Raw genomic sequence first — 21,404 nt, forward strand, 5'->3', positions numbered from 1 at the left:
TGCGGTTGCTTGCATCACGAGTCAGCGGACCTACCCGGTGAAGACGATACGAAGAGCTGTGCCGGTACATTTACGCGGCCTGTCACCCACCCATGGAGATTTCTGTGAAGCTGTCGATCCTCATGCCGGTCTACAACGAGGAAGAACGCATCGCGGAGGCGCTCAAGCAGGCGCTCGCGGTCAACTACCCGTGTGAGATCGAGCTCGTCGTGGTCAACGACGGCAGCCGCGACGGCACCGGTGCGATCCTCGACGGTGCCGCCGACGACGCTCGCCTGCGGGTCATCACCCATTCGCGCAACGCGGGCAAGGGCGCGGCGATCAAGACCGCGGTCGACAGCGCGGAGGGTGACTACCTGGTCATCCTCGACGCCGACCTCGAGTACGACCCGATGGACATCCCGAAGCTGCTCGACCCGGTGCTCGACGGGCGGGCCGAGGTGGTCTACGGCAACCGCACGTTCGGCAGCCACAGCGCTTACAGCTTCTGGTACGTGATGGGCAACAAGGCCGTCACCACGGCCGCGAACGTGCTGTTCAACTCGTACATCGGTGATCTGGAGACCTGTTTCAAGCTGCTGCCGGTCGAGCTCTACCGGTCTTTGGAGATCAAGTCGCGGGGTTTCGGCATGGAGGCCGAGGTGACCGGCAAGCTGCTGCGGCGCAAGATTCGGCCGTACGAGGTGCCGATCAGCTACCGGGCCCGGGGTCGCGAAGAGGGAAAGAAGATCACCTGGAAAGACGGTGTCGAGGCACTGTGGATTCTGGGCCGCGAGCGCACCCGCAAGCGCTGACAAACGAGGTCGAGGAAGACACACCCACTGCACGGGCCGCCCGCGAGCCCGCACGCCTTGACGCCGTCGTCGACCGCGGAAGCTGAGCCGCGTTCTTGTTGTCTGCCGTGACGTGGTCCTTCCTGGACAGGATCGACGTCCTGTCCGACGGACCACACCCAGGTCAAACACGGCAAACTACGCAGTCCCGGTGCGCGCTGCTGGCCAGCCCAGATCCGCCAGGTGCGAGCTGGTGGCTCTCTTGAGAGGTGTTCAGTCGCTGGTTCCTCACGTACTCCTTTCCGTCTCGCCGGAATCCCTCGTTAGGCTGCGGAGAATGATCCGCGACGAGTTGCTGCGGCTCCGGGCGAGCGCGCAGGCCGAGGCGGCGACGTTGGCCCGGGACCTGGCGGAGCTGTTCTCGGCGTCGCGCGGTTCGAACGCCGACGATGAGCACGACCCGGAGGGCGCCACCATCGGCTTCGAACGTGCCCAGTTGACCGCGCTGCTCGCGGCCGCGCGGGAACGGATCGCCGAGGTCGACGACGCGTTGCGGCGGGTGGACGCCGCCACCTATGGAGTCTGCGAGGGATGCGGCCAGCCGATCGCCGGCGAACGCCTTGCCGTACGGCCGTTCGCCCGCCGCTGCGTGGCGTGCGGATAGGAACCGCCACCGGCGACGACTCCGGCCCGTCCGGTGCGGATTACAGCCGGGGTCAGCGTCCGGACGGCACATCGCGGGTGATCTGGTCGACCCGCTGCAGCCGTCCGTCCGCCGAGAGCCGGCCGAACATGTAGATCTCCGTTGTGATCGTGTTCCCCGCGGCCATGTCCGCGGTCAGCGTGTACCGCGCGGCCACCCGGTCGGCCGCGCTCAGAGTCTCGTGCACCTCGACGTGGACGCCTTTGGCGCGTTTGCGGGCTGGACGCACGTGCGCGAGCAGCTTCTCCCGATCGAGCTGGACGCCGTTGTTGCACATGACGAAGTCCGCCGTGTGATAGCGGTCGAACACCGTCCCTGCGTCGTGCTCGCCGAAGGCGACCTCCTGCGGGTACTGGGTGAGGTACGCGGCGACAGTGACATCCATGCTCAGCTCCAGGCCGTTCGGAGATAAATTCGACAGTAATGTCAAAGCTAACGTCGTACGGTAAATTTGACAACCATGTCGGAGGTACGGGAGCCGAAGCGACGCCAACGTGCCGACGCGCGGCGCAGCATCGCCGCGGTGTTGGACGCCGCGGTCGCGCTGCTGGGCCGGCGGCCGGACGCGTCCATGGACGAGATCGCCGCGACCGCCGGGGTCTCCCGCCAGACGATCTACGCGCACTACTCCTCCCGCGACGCGTTGCTGCACGCGGTGACACGGCACATCACGGCTGAAGTCGCTCGTGAGCTCGGCGGCCTCGATCTCGACAGGGGCAGCACCGTCGAAGCCCTGGCGCGCTGGGTCGACGCCAGCTGGACGCTGTTGGAGCGCTACCCGGTGCTGCTCACTCCGGCGATTGCCGCGCCGGGCGGCGACGAGCAGGAGCGCCACGAACCGGTGACGGACGGACTGGTCCGGCTCCTCGATCGGGGGCGTCGGTGCCGCGAGTTCGACCGGGCCATGCCCACCACCTGGTACGTCGCGGCGATCATCGGCCTCGGCCACGCCGCAGGTCAGGAGGTGATTGCCGGCCGCATGACACAGGCCGAAGCCGGCGCGGCTTTCCGGGAGGGAGTGCTCAGAGTGTGCCGAGCGCCGAACTGACTGTCCTTACCGGACGCTGTCCCGGCCGTGCGGGACGCGGCGATCGGCACGGTGCTGGCCGGGTTCGCGGCGGCGGCGCCCAACCACGACGGGCTCGGCATGGAACGCCGAGGGCTGGCGTGCAACAGCGCGGCCCCGACCAGAAGACGGCCGGATGTAAGCAGGTATGTGTGGTGCCCCCGGCAGGATTCGAACCTGCGCCCCCGCCTCCGGAGGGCGGTGCTCTATCCCCTGAGCTACGGGGGCTCAGTGACCCGGAAAGACTAGCAAACGACCCCGGCGACGGCCGAATCGGTATCGGCCGAGTCGGGTGATCGGTGCATCTGTTCGACGTCGGCCACTCTTGTCGTACACCTGTTCTAGTCTGTGGTGGTGTTGGAGACGTTGCGGGGGATCGGTGGCCTGGTGGACGAGGCCGCGCTCCGCGACGCGTGGGCGTTGCCGGAGGGTGAGCTGGTCGCGGCGTTGGAGGCGGTGCACGGCTTGGAGCAGCGGTTGACCGCGTTGCGGTTGGCGTTGGTGCGGGAGGTCGACGGACGCGGGGTCGCCACCACCCACGGCGCCTCGTCCACGGCGGTGTGGCTGCGGGAGCGGCTGCGGATCTCCGGGAGCGCGGCCCGACGCGCAGTCGAGTTGGCCGCCGCGCTGGACGCCGCTCCGGCCGTGGTGGGCCACGCCCTGGCCGCCGCAACCATCAACGCCGAACAGGCCCGGGTGATCGTCGACATGGTGTCCGACCTACCCGCCACCGTGGGTGCCGAGGTGGTGGAGAAGGCGGCGCAGGCGCTTGTCGATCACAGCGTCCGGTTCGAGCCGTCGATCCTGCGCGGGTTGGGCCGGCGGATCCTGCACCACGTCGCCCCCGACGTCGCCGAGCAGGCCGAGGCCGACGCGCTGCGCCGTGAGGAGGAACAGGCCCACCCACGTCGACACGTCAGCCTCTCCTCGCCCCGCGACGGGCGGGTACGGCTGACCGGGGTCCTGGACCTCGAAACCGCCGGGCTGCTGCACGCCGCACTGGACCCGCTGTGCGCCCCGACCGGTGACGGCGACGACCGCAGCCCCGGACAGCGCCGCCACGACGCCCTGGCCGACGTATGCCGACTGGTGCTGCGGACCGGGCAGCTGCCCGCCTCCGGCGGCGACCGCCCACAACTTGTCGTCACCATCGGCTACCACGCCCTCGTCCGGGAGATGGGCGCCGGCATGCTCGACACCGGCGCCGCACTCACCCCCGCCACCGTCCGCCGGCTGGCCTGCGACGCGCAGATCCTGCCCGCCGTCCTCGGCGGCAACGGCCAGGTCCTCGACGTGGGCCGGCAACGGCGGCTGTTCACCGGACCACTGCGCCGCGCCCTGACCCTGCGCGATGGCGGATGCGCCTTCCCCGGCTGCGACCGACCACCACGATGGTGCGACGGACACCACATCACCGCCTGGCACGACGGCGGCACCACCACCCTCGACAACGCCGTCCTGATCTGCGGCTACCACCACCGCCTCATCCACACCGGCCAATGGCAAGTCCGCCTCGCGCCGGACGGACGTCCCGAATTCATCCCACCCGCCTGGCTCGACCCCACCCAACTACCCCGCCGCAACCACTACCACCGACGAAACTGATACCACCGACGAAACTGATACCACCGACGAAACTGATACCACCGAAGCAACTGAACCCCCACCCCTGGGGACGGACCGACACCCGGGGCCAGACCGCCACGGCCTCCCCGGTCCTCTCGCCGGAGGCGACCCACATGCCGGGATGCTGCCCGTCGAGCCGGGCTCCCGGGGTGGGCCGGAGGTGGGTCAGGGTCGACGGGGGCGTCGGTGACCTTGGTTACCCGACATCGGCTCATCGGGCGTCGGTTCATCCGGTGTCGGCTGAGCGCGGAATGGACCCGGCGGCACCTACGGTGAACCGTGGAGGTCGACTCGGGCTCACTCGGTCCTGCCACCCGCCCGACAGTCCCGAGCAGGTCAGCGGAGCATCAACTGGGTCCGGCTGGTGGCTCACCGAAGGACGGGCCGTGCCGATCTGGGGGGCCGTACCGATCTGGGGGGCCGTGCCGATCTGGGGGATCGTGCCGATCTGGGGGATCGTGCCGATGGGGGGCCGTGCCGATCTGGGGGGCCGCGCCGCCCCGGGGGAACGCGCCGCCCCGGGGGAACGGGTTTGTTGCCGGGGGTCCGTCGGCCGCGCCGCTGACGGACCCCCGGCTCAGCGCCCGCAACTCGGCAGCGGGTGCAGGATCAGGTGGGTGGGGAGCCGGCGCGGCCAGTCGACCTTGGCCCAGGAGTTGTCGACCACGACGTGGACCGTCCGGCCGGCGGCGCCGCTGAGCCGGATCAGGAAGTCGCGGGGGAGTCGGGTGTCGGGCGCGGCCGTGGTGACCATGAACTGGGTACGGCCGCGGATCGATTCGGCGGCGATGATGTCGGCTGCCGGGGTCAGCCCGTGCAGGCGGGTGCGGCCGATCCAGCAGACCTCCTCGTGCCGTTCGCGGGCCGACGCGACGATCGTCGGGTAGTCGTCGCGCATCCACCTGGCCACCGCGTCCACGCAGAGGCCGCAGGCCCGGTCGGTGGGCTCGCGGGGGCCGAGTCCCCAGGCGAGCAGGTAGCCGCCGACGTCGCCGGGCTGGATCGCCAGGTCGAAGCGGCGCCGGATCAGCGCGGCCACGCTCTCCCGGGACCAGAGTTCCTCGCCGAACCCGCACTCGTCCGGATGGGTGCCGCGGAGCAGATCGATCAGCTCCAGTTCCTGGGCCCGGCTGAGCGGGCCGCGATCGGCCTGCTCCGGGTGCCGGACCGCGGCGACCGCGCTGTCGCCGCCGATCGTGTTGCGTCGGCACCAGGAGGTGACCGACCGTCGTGTGTCGCCGAGTAGAACCACCACGTCAGGGACAACGACGACTAATCATGAAGCGTCACGCTATGTCGGTAGAAACCGGACTTAAGTCTGTAGTCGGACAAAGACGCCCCGCCCCGGTCGGCATGACCGGGTGGCGGTGTGGTCGAAGAGAGCGGGCGGCCGCCGCGGCCGTTCGGCGCCCAGCCGTGACGGCTCTGGTGGTCAGCCCCGGCTCTGGTGGTCAGCCTTGCAGCCGGGCCAGCAGCATCTGGAGGGTGTTCAGCTCGCTCTGCTGGGTGCGCTTCATGGTCAGCGCCACCTCGCGAACCTCGTCGTTGCCGCTGACCTCCAGCAGCGCGTCGGCCATGTGCACGCCGCCCAGGTGGTGGTCGCGCATCAGCTCCAGGAACATGATGTCCAGCTCCGGGCCGGTGGTGTTGTGCAGGGCGGTCATCTCCTCGGCGGTGGCCATGCCGGGCATCAGGCCGGCCTCCGAGACCATCTCAGGGCCGCCGGGCATCCACTCCATCGGCGGGCCGGACCGGGTCGGCGTCACGTTCCAGGTGCGGAGCCAGGTCTGCATCACCCCGATGTCGCCCTGCTGCGACGCGGCGATGTCCATCCCCAGCTGGCGTACCTCGCCGTCGGTGGCCGCGTCGAACGCCCGCAGCCCCATCTCCACCGCCTGGGCGTGGTGCGTGGTCATGTCCCGGGCGAAGCCCGCCTCGGCCGAGTCGGTGCCCGGCTGCGTCAACTGCGGGGTGAGCCAGCCGCCCGCGTACCCGAGCAGGAGTCCGACCACGACGGCGACCGTGAGGCCGACGAACCCGAACCGGCGACCCGGCCGCTGCCCGACCGCCGCCTCGTTGTGCTGCTCGTCGTGCTGTTCCCTGGTCACCACCGAGGTCTCCATGGCTCTCCCCAACCTGTCGCGGACCGGACCTTGTTCCCCATACTGCCGCGCCGGACGCCGCGCCGCCCGGGCCATAGGTCCCGGGACCAACCGGAACCCGGAAAAACCGGGAACCCGGCGGACCAGGACCCGAAAACGGTACGGGGGGAGCCGACCGACTCCCCCCGGGATACCGCCTACCGCTGTCAGCCCTGCTGTTGCTGCTGCTGGATGTCACGCGGGGTGGTGCCGGTGGCGGTGATGCCACCCGAGCAGAGCGCCGTCGGGCCCTCGATCGAGGCGTTCACCCGCAGCGCCGAGATGAAGTCGTCGATCCGGCCGTCGCTGGCGTTGTCGACCTTGAGCTGGTAGCCCCACGCCTGCAGCGAGATCGGCTTGTCCAGGCCCTCGAACGGGCTCATGAACAGCTTCTCGGTGCCGCGCACCTTGCTGGCCAGCGTCTCCACCTGGTCGGCGGCGAGGTCCGGGCGGTAGGTGATCCAGACCGCGCCGTGCTCCAGGCTGTGCACCGCGTGCTCGCTGGCGATCGGCGCCTCGTAGACGTCGCCCATGCAGTTCTGCCAGGTCGCGTTGTGCTGGCCGGCGACCGGCGGGGTGACCGTGTACTCGATGGGGCCGCTCTGGTGGTTACCGCCGGCCATCAGCTCCGGGTCCGACTCGCGGAAGTTCGAGATGCCGTCGATGTCCGAGGCGCGGTCCTCCCAAGACCGGGCGCCCTGGTAGACGGCGAACGCGCCGTATCCGACGATGCCCACCGCGAGCACCCCGACGGCGACGAACAGGGCGATCGGGCCCCAGGCCCGCTCCTGGCTGACCTTGACCGGCTTGACCGGCTTACGGGGCCCCTTGCTGCCCCCACCGGACCGGGCCGCGCCCGGCTTGCCGGCGGGCTTGCCGGCCGCCGGCTTGGCTCCCGCCGGCTTGCCGCCCGCGGCCGGCTTGGCCGCTGGCTTGGCCGCCGCCGCCGGCTTGGCAGCCGCCGGCTTCGCGCCCGCCGCCGGCTTGTTGCGGGCCGCGGGCGTCTTGGCCTCGGTGGCCGTCTTGCCGCCCGGAGCCTTCTTGCCGGTGCTGACCACGGACGGACGGCGCTGGTCGCCACTCGGAGTACTGATGCTCACTGATGCCTCGTCAGGTCGGGTCGGTCGGGGGTCAGGCGGGTCACGCAGGCGCAAGGGTCACCGCCGAGTGCCCGAGTCTACCCCGGTAACATGCGCAAGTGACTCCCGCCAAACTCGCCGAGGTCGTCAGCGCCGCTGCCCGGGCCGTCTTCACCGCCCGTGGGCTTGATCAATCCGTCCTGCCCGAGACGGTGAGCCTGGAGCGACCGCGCAATCCCGAGCACGGCGACTACGCCTCCACGCTGGCGTTGCAGCTGGCCAAGCGGGTCGGGGTGGCACCCCGGGAGCTGGCCGGCGCGCTCGCCGAGGAGCTGGCCGCCGCTGCCGGGGTCAAATCGGTCGACATCGCCGGGCCCGGGTTCCTCAACATCCGGCTCGACGCGGCCGCCGCCGGGCAGCTCGCCCGCGTCGTGGTCGAGGCCGGTGACTCCTACGGCCGCAGCGACCGGCTCGCCGGTCAGACCATCAACCTGGAGTTCGTCTCGGCCAACCCCACCGGTCCCGTGCACATCGGCGGGGTGCGGTGGGCGGCCGTCGGTGACGCCCTGGCCCGGCTGCTGAGGGCCACCGGCGCGCGGGTCACCACCGAGTACTACTTCAACGACGCCGGCTCCCAGATCGACCGGTTCGCCCGGTCCCTACTCGCCGCCGCCTTGGGCCAACCCGTCCCCGAGGACGGCTACGCCGGGGCGTACATCGACGACATCGTCCGGGAGGTGCTGGCCCGCCGGCCCGACGTGCTGGCGCAGGACGAGGCCGCCGCCCAGGAGATCTTCCGGGTCGAGGGCGTCGCGCTGATGTTCGACGAGATCCGCTCGACGCTCGACCAGTTCGGGGTCCGGTTCGACGTCTACTTCAACGAGAAGGACCTGCACGACCGGGGCGAGCTCCACGGGGCGCTGACCCGGCTGCGGGAGCAGGGCAACGTGTACGAGTCCGACGGCGCGGTCTGGCTGCGGACCACCGACTTCGGCGACGACAAGGACCGGGTGCTGGTCCGCTCCTCCGGCGACTGGACCTACTTCGCCGCCGACTGCGCCTACTACCTGGACAAGCGGGAGCGCGGCTTCGACCGGGTCGTGATCATGCTCGGTGCCGACCATCACGGCTATCTCGGCCGGATGCGGGCGATGGCCGCCTGCTTCGGCGACGACCCCGACACCCACCTGGAGATCCTGATCGGCCAGCTCGTCAACCTGGTCCGCGACGGGGAGCCGGTCCGGATGTCGAAGCGGGCCGGCACCGTGGTCAACCTGGAGGACCTGACCGAGGCGATCGGGGTGGACGCGGCCCGGTACGCGCTGGCCCGCTACTCCAGCGACTCGCCGATCGACATCGACATCGAGCTGTGGACCCGGGCCACCCGCGACAACCCGGTCTACTACGTGCAGTACGTCGCCGCCCGGACCGCGAGCGTCGGGCGCAACGCCGACGAGGTGGGGCTGAACCGGGGCGACGCGGAGGCGTTCCGCCCCGAGCTGCTCGACCACGAGCGGGAGAACGACCTGCTCAAGTCGCTCGGCGAGTTCCCCGCCGTGGTGGCCACCGCCGCCGAGCTGCGCGAACCGCACCGGGTGGCCCGCTACCTGGAGGACCTGGCCGGCACCTACCACCGGTTCTACGACAGCTGCCGGATCCTGCCGCGCGGCGACGAGGAGCCCACCGACCTGCACCGGGCCCGGCTCTGGCTCAACGACGCCACCCGCACCGTGATCGCCAACGGGCTCACCCTGCTCGGCGTCAGCGCACCGGAACGGATGTGAGCGGGGCGGGCGCGGTGGCGCGCGGAGGGCGGGTCTGATGCGGGCGCACGAGGCGGGCGCCCTGCACGGCGAGCTGGGCGCGGGCGGGCCGGGCTGGCTGCGTACCCCCGACGACGTCAACGCCCTGGTGCCGCAGCTGTGGCCGCGCGGCGTCGCGCGAGCCGCCGACGGCGCCCTCGCCGTCGGCGGCCTCGGCGTCCGCGCCATCGCCGAGGAGTTCGGTACGCCGGCGTACGTGCTCGACGAGGACGACCTGCGCTCCCGCTGCCGGGAGTTCCGGGCCGCCTTCCCCGACGAGGACATCTACTACGCCGGCAAGGCGTTCCTCTGCCGCGCGGTCGTCAAGATCATCGCGGAGGAAGGGCTGCATCTGGACGTCTGCACCGGCGGGGAGCTGGCCGTCGCGCTGTCCGCCGGGATGCCGCCGGAGCGGATCGGCTTCCACGGCAACAACAAGTCGATGAGCGAACTGACCCGGGCCGTCGACGCGCGCGTCGGACGGATCATCGTCGACTCGTTCACCGAGATCGACCGGCTCACCGCGCTGGCCCGCGAGCGCGGTGTGCGGCCCCGGGTGCTGGTCCGGGTCACCGTCGGCGTGGAGGCGCACACCCACGAGTTCATCGCCACCGCGCACGAGGACCAGAAGTTCGGCTTCTCGCTGGCCGGCGGCGCCGCCTTCCAGGCCGCCGTCAAGATCCTCGACGAGGACGTGCTGGAGCTGCGCGGCCTGCACTCGCACATCGGCTCACAGATCTTCGACACCAGCGGCTTCGAGGTCTCGGCCCGCCGGGTGCTCGCCCTGCAGGCCCAGCTCCGCGACGCCCGCGGCGTCGAGCTGCCCGAGCTGGACCTCGGCGGCGGCTTCGGCATCGCCTACACCACCAGCGACGACCCGGCGCCCCCGCACGACCTGGCCAAGCGGCTCGACAAGATCGTGGACGGGGAGTGCGCCGCGCTGAAACTGACCGTGCCGCACCTCTCCATCGAGCCCGGCCGGGCCATCATCGGCCCGGCGGTCTTCACCCTCTACCAGGTCGGCACCGTCAAGGACGTCGACGGCCTGCGCAGCTACGTCAGCGTCGACGGCGGGATGAGCGACAACATCCGCACCGCCCTCTACGACGCCTCCTACTCGGCCACCATCGCCTCCCGCGCCTCGGCCGCCGGCCCGATCCTGGCCCGGGTGGTGGGAAAGCACTGTGAGTCCGGGGACATCGTGGTGAAGGATGAATTCCTGCCCGCCGACGTGCAGCCCGGAGATCTTCTCGCGGTGCCCGGCACCGGCGCGTACTGCCGCAGCATGGCCAGCAACTACAACCACGTACCGCGGCCACCGGTGGTCGCGGTCCGCGACGGCCAGGCCCGGGTGATCGTACGCCGGGAGACCGAAGACGATCTGCTCGCATTGGATGTGGGATGACGACGACACAGCATCGCCCGGTACGGCTCGCCCTGCTCGGCTGCGGCACGGTCGGCGCCGAGGTGGTCCGGCTGCTGCACGACCAGGCCGCCGACCTGGCCGCCCGGGTCGGCGCCCCGCTGGAGATCGCCGGCATCGCCGTCCGCCGGGCCGGCCGCGACCGCGGCGGGTTGCCGGTCGACCCGGCGCTGTTCACCACCGACGCGCTCGGCCTGGTCAAGCGCGACGACGTGGACGTGGTGGTCGAGGTCGTCGGCGGCATCGAACCGGCCCGGGGCTGGCTGGTCGAGGCGCTGCGGGCCGGCAAGAGCGTGGTCACCGCCAACAAGGCGCTGCTCGCCGAGGACGGCGGCACCCTGCACGACGCCGCCGCCGAGGGCGGCGCCGACCTGTTCTACGAGGCCTCCGTGGCCGGGGCGATCCCGTTGCTGCGGCCGCTGCGCGAGTCGCTGCACGGCGACACGATCACCCGGGTCACCGGCATCGTCAACGGCACCACCAACTTCATCCTCTCCGCGATGGACGCCACCGGCGCCGGCTTCACCGAGGCCCTCGACGAGGCCACCGAACTCGGCTACGCCGAGGCCGACCCGACCGCCGACGTGGAGGGCTTCGACGCCGCCGCCAAGGCCGCCATCCTCGCCTCGCTCGCCTTCCACAGCCGGGTCACCGCCGCCGACGTGCACCGCGAGGGGATCACCGAGGTCACCGCCGCCGACATGGCCAGCGCCCAGGCGATGGGCTGCACCATCAAGCTGCTCTGCATCGCCTCCCGGGGGCCGGACTCCACCGGCGCCGACTCGGTGAGCGTCCGGGTGCACCCGGCGATGATCCCGCGCAGCCACCCGCTGGCCAGCGTCGGCGACGCCTTCAACGCCGTCTTCGTGGAGGCCGAGGCCGCCGGTCAGCTGATGTTCTACGGCCGCGGGGCCGGCGGGGCGCCTACCGCCAGCGCGGTGCTCGGCGACGTGGTGGCGGTGGCCCGCAACCGGCTCGCCGGGGTCCGCTCGGCCAGCGAGTCGTCGTACGCGGCGCTGCCGGTGCGGCCGATGGGGGAGGCGGTCACCCGCTACCACATCAGCCTCGACGTCGCCGACCGCGCGGGCGTGCTCGCCACCGTCGCGAACGTCTTCGCCTCGCACGGGGTCTCCATCGCCACCGTGCGGCAGGCCAGCGCCCCGGGCGGTACCCCCGGCGGGGGCGACGACGCCATCCTGGTGGTGGTCACTCACGCCGCCCCGGACGCCGCGCTGGCCGCCACCGTCGAACAGCTGCGCACCCTGGACATCGTCCGGTCGATCGCCAGCGTGCTGCGGGTCGAGGGCACCGGCTGACCGGCGGTGTCCCGGTAGGTGGGTTGCGGCGGAGGCGGGCTGGCCGGCGAGCCGGCATTGCGGCAGGCTGTGCGGGTGGCGCCGGAGCGCGTGCGGCGATCTTCCAGAGCGCGTGCGGCCATCGCCGAGAGGCACGAGGAGAGCGACATGTGGCGTGGACTGATCGAGGCGTACCGGGACCGGCTGCCGGTCACCGCGACGACGCCCGTGATCACGTTGCACGAGGGTGACACCCCGCTGCTGCCGGCGCCGGTGCTCTCCGCCCGGACCGGCTGCGACGTGTACCTCAAGATCGAAGGGGCCAACCCGACCGGGTCGTTCAAGGACCGGGGGATGACCCTGGCCGTGTCGAAGGCGGTCGAGGCCGGCAACAAGGCGATCATCTGCGCCTCCACCGGCAACACCAGCGCGTCGGCCGCCGCGTACGCCGCCCGGGCCGGGCTGACCTGCGCGGTGCTCGTCCCGCAGGGCAAGATCGCGCTCGGCAAGCTGGCCCAGGCGCTCGTGCACGGCGCCCGGCTGCTGCAGGTCACCGGCAACTTCGACGACTGCCTCGCGCTCGCCTCCAAGCTCTCCCAGGACTTCCCGGTGGCGCTCGTCAACTCGGTGAACATCGACCGGCTGCACGGCCAGAAGACCGCCGCCTTCGAGATCGTCGGCGCGCTCGGCGACGCCCCCGACATCCACTGCCTGCCGGTCGGCAACGCCGGCAACATCAGCGCCTACTGGATGGGCTACCAGGAGGAGACGCAGGCCGGCAACGCCACCCGCAAACCCCGGATGTACGGCTTCCAGGCGTCCGGCGCCGCGCCGATCGTCACCGGCGAGGTGGTCCGCGAGCCGTCCACCATCGCCACCGCGATCCGGATCGGCAACCCGGCCAGCTGGACCAAGGCGCTGGACGCCCGGGACGCCTCCGGCGGGCTGATCGCCGCCGTCACCGACCGGGAGATCCTCACCGCGTACCGGCTGCTCGCCCGCGAGGTGGGCGTCTTCGTGGAGCTGGCGAGCGCGGCCAGCGTGGCCGGACTGTTGCAGCAGGCCGAGGCGGGGCGGGTGCCGGGCGGGTCGACGATCGTCTGCACGGTCACCGGCAACGGCCTGAAGGACCCGGAGTGGGCGATCTCCACCGCCCCGTCACCGACCACCATCCCGAACGACGTGCTCGCCGCCGCCCGGTCGCTGGATCTGGCCTGACGGCCGCCGCCCCGCCGCCGGTACGGTGGCGCGGGTCAGGCAAACTCTGCAACTGCCGCGCCAACTAAATCTCCGGGAGAGTGGGCCCGATCATGTCGCTGCTCGCCAGACTCAGCCTCGCCAACCGGGGGCTCGTCGCGCTCGTCGCGATCGTGATCACCGCCTTCGGCGCGTTCACCGTGCCCGCCCTCAAGCAGCAGCTGCTGCCGTCGCTGGAGTTCCCCGGCGCCTTCATCGTGACCACCTTCCCCGGCGCCGCGCCGGAGATCGTCGAGTCGCAGGTGACCGCGCCGATCGAGGACAGCCTGCAGGGCATCGACGGGCTCAGCGAGGTCTCCTCCACCTCCCGGGAGGGGGCCAGCACCGTCGAGGTCGAGTTCGAGTTCGGCACCGACCTCGACGCCGCCGTCGCCGAGATGGAATCCGGTCTCAACCGGATCTCCGCCCAGCTGCCGGCGGACGTCGAACCACTCGTCTTCGCCGGCAACACCGACGACCTGCCGGCGGTGGTGCTGGCCGCGGCCGGCGGCACCGACCCGCAGGCGCTGGCCGAGCGGCTGGCCGCCACCGTCGTACCCGAACTGGAGGCGATCGACGGCGTCCGCACCGTCGAGGTCACCGGCACCCGCGACCAGGTCGTGCTGGTCACCCCGGACCCGCCGAAGTTCGCCGCCGCCGGGTTGACCCCCACCGCACTCGGCGAGGCGCTGCAGACCAACGGCGTCACCATTCCGGCCGGCGCGGTCACCGAGTCGGACCAGACCCGGCCGGTGCAGGTCGGCACCCGGATCGCCACCCTCGACGAGCTGCGCGACATCTACCTGACCCCGGGCCCCGGCCGGCCGCCGGTGCGGCTCGGCGACGTCGCCACCGTTGACCAGCAGCTCGCCCCGGCCACCTCGTTCACCCGCACCGACGGCCAGGACAGCCTCGGCATCGCGGTCACCGCGGCACCGGACGGCAACGCGGTCGGCATCTCCCGGGAGATCCGGGACCGGCTGGACGAGCTCGGCGACAGCGCCGACGCCGAGCTGACCGCGGTCTTCGACCAGGCCCCGTTCGTGGAGCGCTCGATCGAGGCGCTCACCACCGAGGGGCTGCTCGGCCTGGTGATGGCGGTCCTGGTCATCCTGGTCTTCCTGCTGTCGATCCGGTCCACCGTGGTCACCGCCGTGTCGATCCCGCTGTCGGTGCTGATCGCGCTGATCGCGCTCTGGGTCGGCGACTACTCGCTCAACCTGCTCACCCTCGGCGCGCTGACCATCTCGGTGGGCCGGGTGGTGGACGACTCGATCGTCGTCCTGGAGAACATCAAACGACATCTGGAGTACGGCGAGCAGCGCCGGCAGGCGATCCTCACCGGGGTCCGGGAGGTGGCCGGCGCGGTGACCGCCTCCACCCTGGCCACGGTCGCGGTGTTCGCCCCGATCGCCCTGGTCGGCGGGTTCGTCGGGCAGTTGTTCACCCCGTTCGCGGTCACCGTCACGGTGGCGCTGCTCGCCTCGCTGCTGGTCTCGCTCACCGTCATCCCGGTGCTGGCGTACTGGTTCCTCAAGCCGCCGGCGGGCACCGACGACGAGGCCGCGGTGCGCCGGTCCGCCGAGGAGAAGGAGCTGCGCAGCCCGCTGCAGCGCGGCTACCTGCCGGTGATCGCGTTCGCCACCGGCCGGCGGTGGCTCACGGTCGGTCTCGGGCTGGTGGTGCTGCTCGGCACCTTCGCGCTGGCCACCCGGCTGGAGACCAACTTCATCGACGACTCCGGCCAGGACACCCTGACGGTCACCCAGCAGCTGCCGGTGGGCGCCAGCCTGGCCGCCACCGACGCCGCCGCCCGCCGGGTGGAGACGATCCTGGGCCGCACCGACGGTGTCGAGTCGTACCAGGTGACGGCGGGTGGCGGCGGCACCCCGTGGGCCGGCGGCGGGTCCAACTCCGCGGCCACCTTCTCAGTGGCGCTGACCGAGGACGCGGAGGCGGCCGAGGTGACCGACCGGCTGCGGGCCGAGTTCGACGGGCTCACCGGGGCCGGCGAGCTGACCTTCGGGGCGGCCGGCGGACCGGGCGGCGGCGCCACCAACCAGCTCGCGGTGATCATTCAGGCCGCCGACCCGGACGTGCTGGCGCGGGCGACCGAACGGGTCCGGGCGGCGATGGCCGACACCCCCGAGGTGGTGGACGTCGGCACCAGCCTGGCGGAGAGCGCGCCCCGCATCGACATCGTGGTGGACCGGGCCGCCGCCGCCCAGGCCGGTCTCTCCGAGGCGGCGGTCGGCCAGCTCGTCGGGCAGGCGTTCCGGGGCGCCCCGCTGGGGCGGGTCACGCTCGACGGCGGCCAGCAGGACGTGCTGCTGGCCGGCGGACCGCCGCCGGCCGGTCTGCAGGAGCTGCGGGATCTGCCGGTCGGCGCCGGCACCCTCGACGACATCGCCGAGGTGACCGAGGTGGACGGCCCGCTCGCCGTCACCCGGATCGACGGCGACCGCAGCGCGACGGTCACCGGCACCGCCACCGGTTCCAATCTGGGGGCGACGACCCGGGCGTTGCAGGAGAGGCTGGACGCGATCACCGTCGCCGGTGCCACCATCACCGTCGGCGGGGTCAGCGCGGACCAGGCCGAGGCCTTCGCCGACCTGGGCCTGGCGCTGCTGGTCGCGGTCGCGATCGTCTTCGTGATCATGGTGGCGACGTTCCGCAGCCTGATCCAGCCGCTGATCCTGCTGGTCTCCATCCCGTTCGCCGCCACCGGCGCGATCACCCTGCTGCTGGTCACCGGCAAGCCGCTCGGGGTGCCGGCGCTGATCGGCGCGTTGATGCTGGTCGGCATCGTGGTGACGAACGCGATCGTCCTGATGGACCTGATCAACCAGTACCGGGCGCAGGGGATGAGCGTGCGGGACGCGGTGGTCGAGGGCGGCCGGCGCCGGCTGCGGCCGATCCTGATGACGGCGATCGCGACCATCTTCGCGCTGCTGCCGATGGCGCTCGGGCTCACCGGCGAGGGTGGCTTCATCTCCCAGTCGCTGGCGATCGTGGTGATCGGCGGCCTGCTCAGCTCCACCCTGCTCACCCTGGTGCTGGTCCCGACCCTCTACACGATGGTCGAGAACGCCAAGGAGTGGATCCGCGGCCGGCGCGGTGGCGCCGCCGAGCCGGGCGATCCCCACGCGCCGGCCGACGGCGGGGGCAACGGCGGACCTGTCCGGCTGCCGGCCGGTGCCGGGGCCGGCGGCGGTTCGGCCGGCTGGTCCGCGGGTGGACCCGGGTCCGCCGCGTCGACGGGCGCCGGTCCGGGGCCGGCACCATCGGGGGCGCTGTTGGCCGGCACCGACCAGTTCGAGGTGCTGCGGCTGCCGCGTAGCCGCCGGTCGCCGCTGCCCGCCCCGGAACCCGGTCCGCAACCGGGTCCGGCGCCTGGGCCGGCGTCCGAGCAGCGGCCGGACGGGCGGTCCTCGCCGGCCGGGGAGTAACGTGGCAGTACGTGGCGTCTCCGCTCTCGGTCCTTACCAGAAACCGTGACTTCCGGCACCTGTTCGGGGCCGAGCTGGTGGTCTTCGGGGCCGACTGGTTCGTCATGGTGCCGCTGCTGGTGCTGCTGCCCCAACTGACCGGCAGCGGCGTCTGGGGCGCGCTGGTGCTGGCCGCCGACACCGGCATCATCGCCCTGCTGCTGCCGTACGCGGGGACCATCGCCGACCGGCTGGACCGCCGCCGCATCCTGATCACCTCGAACGTGGTCGCGCTGGCGGCGGTGCTGCTGCTGCTCGGGGTGCGCAGCGCGGCGACGGCCTGGCTGGCGCTGGTCGCGGTCGGCGTGGTCGCCGCGTCGAAGGCGTTCTACTCGCCCGCCGCCCAGGCCGCGCTGCCGAACGTGGTCGAGCCGGCCGACCTGGCCGCCGGCAACGCCATCGCCGGCTCGGCCTGGGGCACCATGACGGTGGTCGGTGCCTCGCTCGGCGGCGTACTCAGCGCGCTGGCCGGGCCGTACGCCTGCTTCTGGGTCGCGGCCGGTGGCCTGGCGGTGGCCGCGGGCCTGACCGCGCTGATCCGCCGCCCGATGCAGGCGGAGCGGGACCTGGCGGCGCCGGTGCAGCGGCCGTGGGCGGCGATCCGGGAGGCGCTCGCCTACATCATTGCCCGGCCGCGGGTGCTCGCCCTGGTCACCGTCAAGTCGGCGGTCGGCCTCGGCAACGGGGTGCTCACCGTGTTTCCGCTGCTGGCCGGCGTGTACGGCGTCGGCGCGGTGGGTGCCGGCCTGCTGTTCGCGGTCCGCGGCGCCGGTGCCCTGGTGGGGCCGCTGCTGATGCGTCGGGTGCTCGGCCGGCGCTCCTGGCTGCTGCCCGGCCTGGCGATCTCGATGACCGGGTACGGGCTGGCCTACCTCGGCGTCTCGGTGACCGGCTGGTTCCCGCTGGTGCTGGTGCTGGTCTTCGTGGCCCACTTCGCCGGCGGCAGCAACTGGGTGATGTCGAACTTCGCGCTGCAGGGCGAGGTGCCCGACCGACTGCGCGGGCGGGTCTTCGCCACCGACATGATGCTGGCGACCCTGGCCATCTCGGTGAGCCAACTCGCCGTCGCGGCGGTGGTGGACCGGGTCGACGAGCGGATCGTGCTGGCCGGCTGCGGGCTGGTGACCGTCGTGTACGCGGTCGGCTGGCGGATCGCCACCCGCCGGCTCACCCTCGCCGACCCCGACGCTGTCGGTACCCGGCACTAGCATGTTCGCCATGCCCCTGACCTTCGGTTCCGAGCCGGTCCGCGTGCGGGTGCCCGCCACCAGCGCCAACCTGGGCCCCGGGTTCGACGCGTTCGGCCTGGCGTTGACGCTGCACGACGAGGTCGAGGCCCGGGTGACGGGCGCCGACGGCACCCGGGTGGCGGTCAGCGGAGAAGGCGCCGGTGAGCTGCCGACCGGCGAGGACCACCTGGTGGTCCGTGCGATGCGGGCCACCTTCGACGCGCTCGGCGGGCAACCCGGCGGGCTCGACGTGCGCTGCGACAACCGGATTCCCCAGGCCCGGGGGATGGGCTCCTCCTCGGCCGCGATCGTCGCGGGCGTGCTGCTGGCCCGGGCGCTCGTCGACGACGGCGACCGGCTGCTGGACGTGGCCGCCGTGCTCCGGCTGGCGGCCGAGCTGGAGGGGCATCCGGACAATGTCGCCCCCTGCCTGCTCGGCGGCTTCACGATCGCCTGGATGGGCGCCGGTGGGACGGCTGATGACAGTGGTGCCGAAGGGGCGCCAGGGGCGGATTCCCGAGTTTCGGATGGTGCGGAGCCGGCCCACGCGGTCCGGCTGGCGGTCGCCCCGCACCTCCGGCCCACCGTCTACGTGCCGGCGGTCCAGGGCCTGACCTCGGCCGCCCGGGCCGCGCTGCCGGCCACCGTTCCGCATGCCGACGCGGCCCGCAACGCCGGCCGCGCCGCGCTGCTGGTGCACGCCCTGACCACCGACCCCGGCCTGCTGTTGACCGCCACCGAGGACCGCCTCCACCAGGGCTATCGGGCGGCGGGAATGCCGGAGAGCGCGGCGTTGCTGACCAGTCTGCGGACCGCCGGGGTCGCCGCGGTGATCAGCGGGGCCGGTCCGAGCGTGCTGGCGTTGACCGAGCCGCCGGCCGATTTCGGCCCGGGAATGGGCTGGACGGTCAAATCGTTGTCAATAGACGGCACCGGTGCCCAGGTAGTTGGGGGTAAACTGGGACACGCCGAGCGGGACCCTGTTGCCGCAGGTCGGAAGAGTTGATTACGCTCTAGACTTAGCACAGCCGCGAAGCACGCGATCTCCTGCGGGTCGGCGCACCCCCGAAGCTATCGGCGGTTAGCCCGTCTCAACCCCTGCCTAGGCCACGCCGCACCGCAGTCTCCCAGGTCGCCGCAGTCGGCGAGCCCCGCGCACCGAGATCTGGTGGGTGGGAAACCGACGGCTGCTGTGTCACAGACTCCCGCGACGCGTCACGCGAGGCGGGTGCACCGAGGCCGCCCGGCCACCTAGTTCCGCCTCCCGGGCAGCCCCGGCCTTATCGAGGGAAGGAATCCATTGAGCGACACCACCGACGTGACGTCGGACGTTTCCAACGTCGCTGGCGACGCCACCGCAGGCCCCGCCCGCCGTCGGCGGTCCGGCACCGGGCTGGCGGCCATGCTGCTGCCCGAGTTGCAGAGCCTGGCCGCGTCGCTCGGCATCTCCGGTACGGCCCGGATGCGCAAGGGCGAACTGATCAACGCGATCTCCGAGCGGCAGGGCGGCGCGGCCGCCGCGGGTGCTCCGCGCCCGCGGGCCGAGGTGGCCGCCGCGGCGGCCCCGGCCCGGGACGAGGTACGCCTGGAGGTGCGGGAGGCCGGCGAGCGGCCGGACGCCGAGCGGCGCAGCGAGGCGCCGGACAACCAGGCGCCGGCCGCCGAGCCCGAGGTACGCGAACGGGCCCCCCGCCGCAGCCGCTCCGGCGCCGGCACCGCCGGCACCGAAGCCGGCCAGGAGCAGCCGGCCGCCGACACCGACCGCGACCGCGGTGACCGGTCCGACCGGGGTGACCGGTCCGACCGGGGTGACCGGTCCGACCGGGGTGACCGGTCCGATCGGGGTGACCGGTCCGATCGGGGTGACCGGTCCGATCGGGGTGACCGGTCCGATCGGGGTGACCGGTCCGATCGGGGTGACCGAGGTACCGACCGGGGTGAGCGGGCCGCGGAGCGGGCTGACCGTGGCGACCGGGACCGCGGCGAGCGCAACGAGCGCGGCGACCGGGATCGCGGCGAGCGCAACGAGCGCGGCGACCGGGACCGTGGCGACCGCAACGAGCGCGGCGAGGCCCGCAACGGGCGGGACCGCAACGGCGACCGGGACCGCAACGACCGGGGTGACCGGGGACAGCGCGGCGGCAACGACCGGGACAACGACTCCGACGACGACTCCGGTGAGGGCGGCCGGCGCGGCCGGCGCAGCCGGTTCCGGGACCGGCGGCGCGGCCGGGGCGACCGCCCCGACGGCGGCGGCGACTCCGGCGGCCGGGAGCCGCAGGTGAGCGAGGACGACGTCCTCGTGCCGGTGGCCGGGATCATCGACGTGCTGGACAACTACGCGTTCGTCCGCACCACCGGCTACCTCTCCGGCCCCAACGATGTCTACGTGTCGATGTCACAGGTCAAGAAGTACGGCCTGCGCCGCGGTGACGCGGTCACCGGCGCGGTGCGGTCGGCCCGGGACGGCGAGCAGCGTCGGGACAAGTACAACCCCATGGTCCGGCTGGACACCATCAACGGGATGGACCCGGAGGAGGCCAAGCGGCGGCCGGAGTTCTACAAGCTGACCCCGCTCTACCCGCAGGAGAGGTTGCGGCTGGAGACCGAGCCGCACATCCTCACCACCCGGGTCATCGACCTGGTCACGCCGATCGGCAAGGGCCAGCGGGCGCTCATCATGTCGCCGCCGAAGGCCGGTAAGACGATGGTGCTGCAGGCGATCGCCAATGCGATCACCCACAACAACCCGGAGTGTCACCTGATGGTGGTGCTCGTCGACGAGCGGCCCGAAGAGGTCACCGACATGCAGCGCTCGGTCAAGGGCGAGGTGGTCGCGGCCACCTTCGACCGGCCGCCGCAGGACCACACCACCGTCGCCGAGCTGGCGATCGAGCGGGCCAAGCGCCTGGTCGAGCTGGGGCACGACGTGGTCGTGCTGCTCGACTCGGTGACCCGGCTCGGCCGGTCGTACAACCTGGCGGCGCCGGCCAGCGGCCGGATCATGTCGGGTGGTATCGACTCCACCGCGCTCTACCCGCCGAAGCGGTTCCTCGGCGCGGCCCGCAACATCGAGAACGGCGGCTCGCTGACCATCCTCGCCACCGCCCTGGTGGAGACCGGTTCGGTGATGGACACGGTCATCTTCGAGGAGTTCAAGGGCACCGGCAACGCCGAGCTCAAGCTGGACCGCAAGATCGCCGACAAGCGGGTCTTCCCGGCCATCGACATCCACACCTCCGGCACCCGCAAGGAGGAGATCCTGCTCGCGCCGGAGGAGCTCGCGATCATCCACAAGCTCCGCAAGGTGCTGCACTCGCTGGACTCGCAGGCCGCCCTGGACCTGCTGCTGGACCGGCTCAAGCAGAGCCGGACCAACATCGAGTTCCTGATGCAGATCGCCAAGTCGACGCCGGGCGAGTAACGCCGCCGGACGCCAACCGTCCCCCGCCGGCCCGGACCGGGCCGGCGGCGGACGGGGCAGGTGGACGTCGGGGGAGAGTGTGCCCAGGCGTCCGGTTCCGCACCGGCTGTCCGGGTGAG

15 protein-coding genes, 1 tRNA gene and 1 pseudogene are annotated in these 21,404 nt (G+C 72.3%); 12 read left to right on the forward strand and 5 right to left on the reverse strand.

The genetic code is table 11. From position 1 onward, the window contains the following. Positions 1-104 precede the first annotated feature (104 nt). Positions 105-794, forward strand: coding sequence for a glycosyltransferase family 2 protein (locus O7627_RS05520; protein ID WP_278092411.1), 690 nt, complete (start codon positions 105-107; stop codon positions 792-794). A 316-nt stretch (positions 795-1,110) separates the two neighbouring features. After that, entirely contained in the window at positions 1,111-1,437 is a 327-nt protein-coding gene (locus O7627_RS05525; protein WP_278092412.1) for a TraR/DksA C4-type zinc finger protein, read from the forward strand. Between the two features lie 52 nt (positions 1,438-1,489). Here the strand turns inward: O7627_RS05525 and O7627_RS05530 are convergent, their stop codons facing one another. Continuing rightward, positions 1,490-1,861 carry a nuclear transport factor 2 family protein gene (locus O7627_RS05530; protein WP_278092413.1) on the reverse strand — a complete coding sequence of 124 codons (372 nt, stop codon included), beginning with the start codon at positions 1,859-1,861 and terminating at the stop codon, positions 1,490-1,492. 75 nt (positions 1,862-1,936) lie between these two features. On the opposite strand from O7627_RS05530, the gene O7627_RS05535 reads away from it, so the two are divergent. After that, positions 1,937-2,524: a TetR/AcrR family transcriptional regulator gene (locus O7627_RS05535; RefSeq protein ID WP_278092414.1), complete on the forward strand. Its 588-nt coding sequence runs from the start codon at positions 1,937-1,939 to the stop codon at positions 2,522-2,524. Between the two features lie 171 nt (positions 2,525-2,695). Here the strand turns inward: O7627_RS05535 and O7627_RS05540 are convergent. Further along, positions 2,696-2,770 (reverse strand) — tRNA-Arg (locus O7627_RS05540). Between the two features lie 126 nt (positions 2,771-2,896). Between O7627_RS05540 and O7627_RS05545 the strand changes: the two genes are divergently transcribed. Further along, a complete protein-coding gene (locus O7627_RS05545; RefSeq protein ID WP_278092415.1) occupies positions 2,897-4,147 on the forward strand; it encodes an HNH endonuclease signature motif containing protein in 1,251 nt (416 codons plus the stop codon). Between the two features lie 598 nt (positions 4,148-4,745). On the opposite strand, the gene O7627_RS05550 is transcribed toward O7627_RS05545, so the two are convergent. The 3 genes from O7627_RS05550 to O7627_RS05560 all read right to left on the reverse strand — a co-directional run bounded on the left by O7627_RS05550 (position 4,746) and on the right by O7627_RS05560 (position 7,367). Beyond that, positions 4,746-5,423 (reverse strand): winged helix-turn-helix domain-containing protein, encoded by a 678-nt coding sequence (locus O7627_RS05550; RefSeq protein WP_278092416.1) that lies wholly within the window; start codon positions 5,421-5,423, stop codon positions 4,746-4,748. Positions 5,424-5,619: 196 nt separating this feature from the next. Next, entirely contained in the window at positions 5,620-6,291 is a 672-nt protein-coding gene (locus O7627_RS05555) for a DUF305 domain-containing protein (RefSeq protein WP_278092417.1), read from the reverse strand. A 185-nt stretch (positions 6,292-6,476) separates the two neighbouring features. Continuing rightward, positions 6,477-7,367 (reverse strand): DUF3105 domain-containing protein, encoded by an 891-nt coding sequence (locus O7627_RS05560; RefSeq protein ID WP_278098174.1) that lies wholly within the window; start codon positions 7,365-7,367, stop codon positions 6,477-6,479. A 140-nt stretch (positions 7,368-7,507) separates the two neighbouring features. Here O7627_RS05560 and argS point away from each other — a divergent pair, with 140 nt between their 5' ends. The 8 genes and pseudogenes from argS to rho all read left to right on the forward strand — a co-directional run bounded on the left by argS (position 7,508) and on the right by rho (position 21,285). Then, the gene (gene argS / locus O7627_RS05565; RefSeq protein ID WP_278092418.1) at positions 7,508-9,172 is read left to right on the forward strand and encodes an arginine--tRNA ligase; all 1,665 of its coding nucleotides are present in this window, start codon (positions 7,508-7,510) and stop codon (positions 9,170-9,172) included. A gap of 37 nt (positions 9,173-9,209) precedes the next feature. Beyond that, entirely contained in the window at positions 9,210-10,595 is a 1,386-nt protein-coding gene (gene lysA, locus O7627_RS05570) for a diaminopimelate decarboxylase (protein WP_278092419.1), read from the forward strand. Continuing rightward, a complete protein-coding gene (locus O7627_RS05575; protein WP_278092420.1) occupies positions 10,592-11,929 on the forward strand; it encodes a homoserine dehydrogenase in 1,338 nt (445 codons plus the stop codon). Before lysA ends, O7627_RS05575 begins: the two co-directional genes overlap by 4 nt. Before the next feature lie 147 nt (positions 11,930-12,076). Next, positions 12,077-13,126: a threonine synthase gene (gene thrC, locus O7627_RS05580; protein WP_278092421.1), complete on the forward strand. Its 1,050-nt coding sequence runs from the start codon at positions 12,077-12,079 to the stop codon at positions 13,124-13,126. 92 nt (positions 13,127-13,218) lie between these two features. After that, positions 13,219-16,512, forward strand: a pseudogene (locus O7627_RS05585) (efflux RND transporter permease subunit); the annotation flags it as partial. A 92-nt stretch (positions 16,513-16,604) separates the two neighbouring features. Next, on the forward strand, positions 16,605-17,840 hold the full coding sequence (locus O7627_RS05590) for an MFS transporter (protein WP_278092422.1): 1,236 nt from the start codon (positions 16,605-16,607) through the stop codon (positions 17,838-17,840). 10 nt (positions 17,841-17,850) lie between these two features. Next, positions 17,851-18,867 carry a homoserine kinase gene (gene thrB / locus O7627_RS05595; protein WP_278092423.1) on the forward strand — a complete coding sequence of 339 codons (1,017 nt, stop codon included), beginning with the start codon at positions 17,851-17,853 and terminating at the stop codon, positions 18,865-18,867. A 294-nt stretch (positions 18,868-19,161) separates the two neighbouring features. Next, on the forward strand, positions 19,162-21,285 hold the full coding sequence (rho, locus tag O7627_RS05600; RefSeq protein WP_278092424.1) for a transcription termination factor Rho: 2,124 nt from the start codon (positions 19,162-19,164) through the stop codon (positions 21,283-21,285). Positions 21,286-21,404: the final 119 nt, after the last annotated feature.

Source organism: Solwaraspora sp. WMMD1047 (assembly GCF_029626155.1).
GTDB lineage: Bacteria > Actinomycetota > Actinomycetes > Mycobacteriales > Micromonosporaceae > WMMD1047.

Coding starts and splice junctions, on each gene's coding strand:
- thrB (WP_278092423.1), top strand. CDS start 17,851: ATGCCCCTGACCTTCGGTTCCGAGCCGGTCCGCGTGCGGGTGCCCGCC.
- lysA (WP_278092419.1), top strand. CDS start 9,210: ATGCGGGCGCACGAGGCGGGCGCCCTGCACGGCGAGCTGGGCGCGGGC.
- O7627_RS05525 (WP_278092412.1), top strand. CDS start 1,111: ATGATCCGCGACGAGTTGCTGCGGCTCCGGGCGAGCGCGCAGGCCGAG.
- thrC (WP_278092421.1), top strand. CDS start 12,077: ATGTGGCGTGGACTGATCGAGGCGTACCGGGACCGGCTGCCGGTCACC.
- O7627_RS05535 (WP_278092414.1), top strand. CDS start 1,937: ATGTCGGAGGTACGGGAGCCGAAGCGACGCCAACGTGCCGACGCGCGG.
- O7627_RS05575 (WP_278092420.1), top strand. CDS start 10,592: ATGACGACGACACAGCATCGCCCGGTACGGCTCGCCCTGCTCGGCTGC.
- O7627_RS05555 (WP_278092417.1), bottom strand. CDS start 6,291: ATGGAGACCTCGGTGGTGACCAGGGAACAGCACGACGAGCAGCACAAC.
- O7627_RS05530 (WP_278092413.1), bottom strand. CDS start 1,861: ATGGATGTCACTGTCGCCGCGTACCTCACCCAGTACCCGCAGGAGGTC.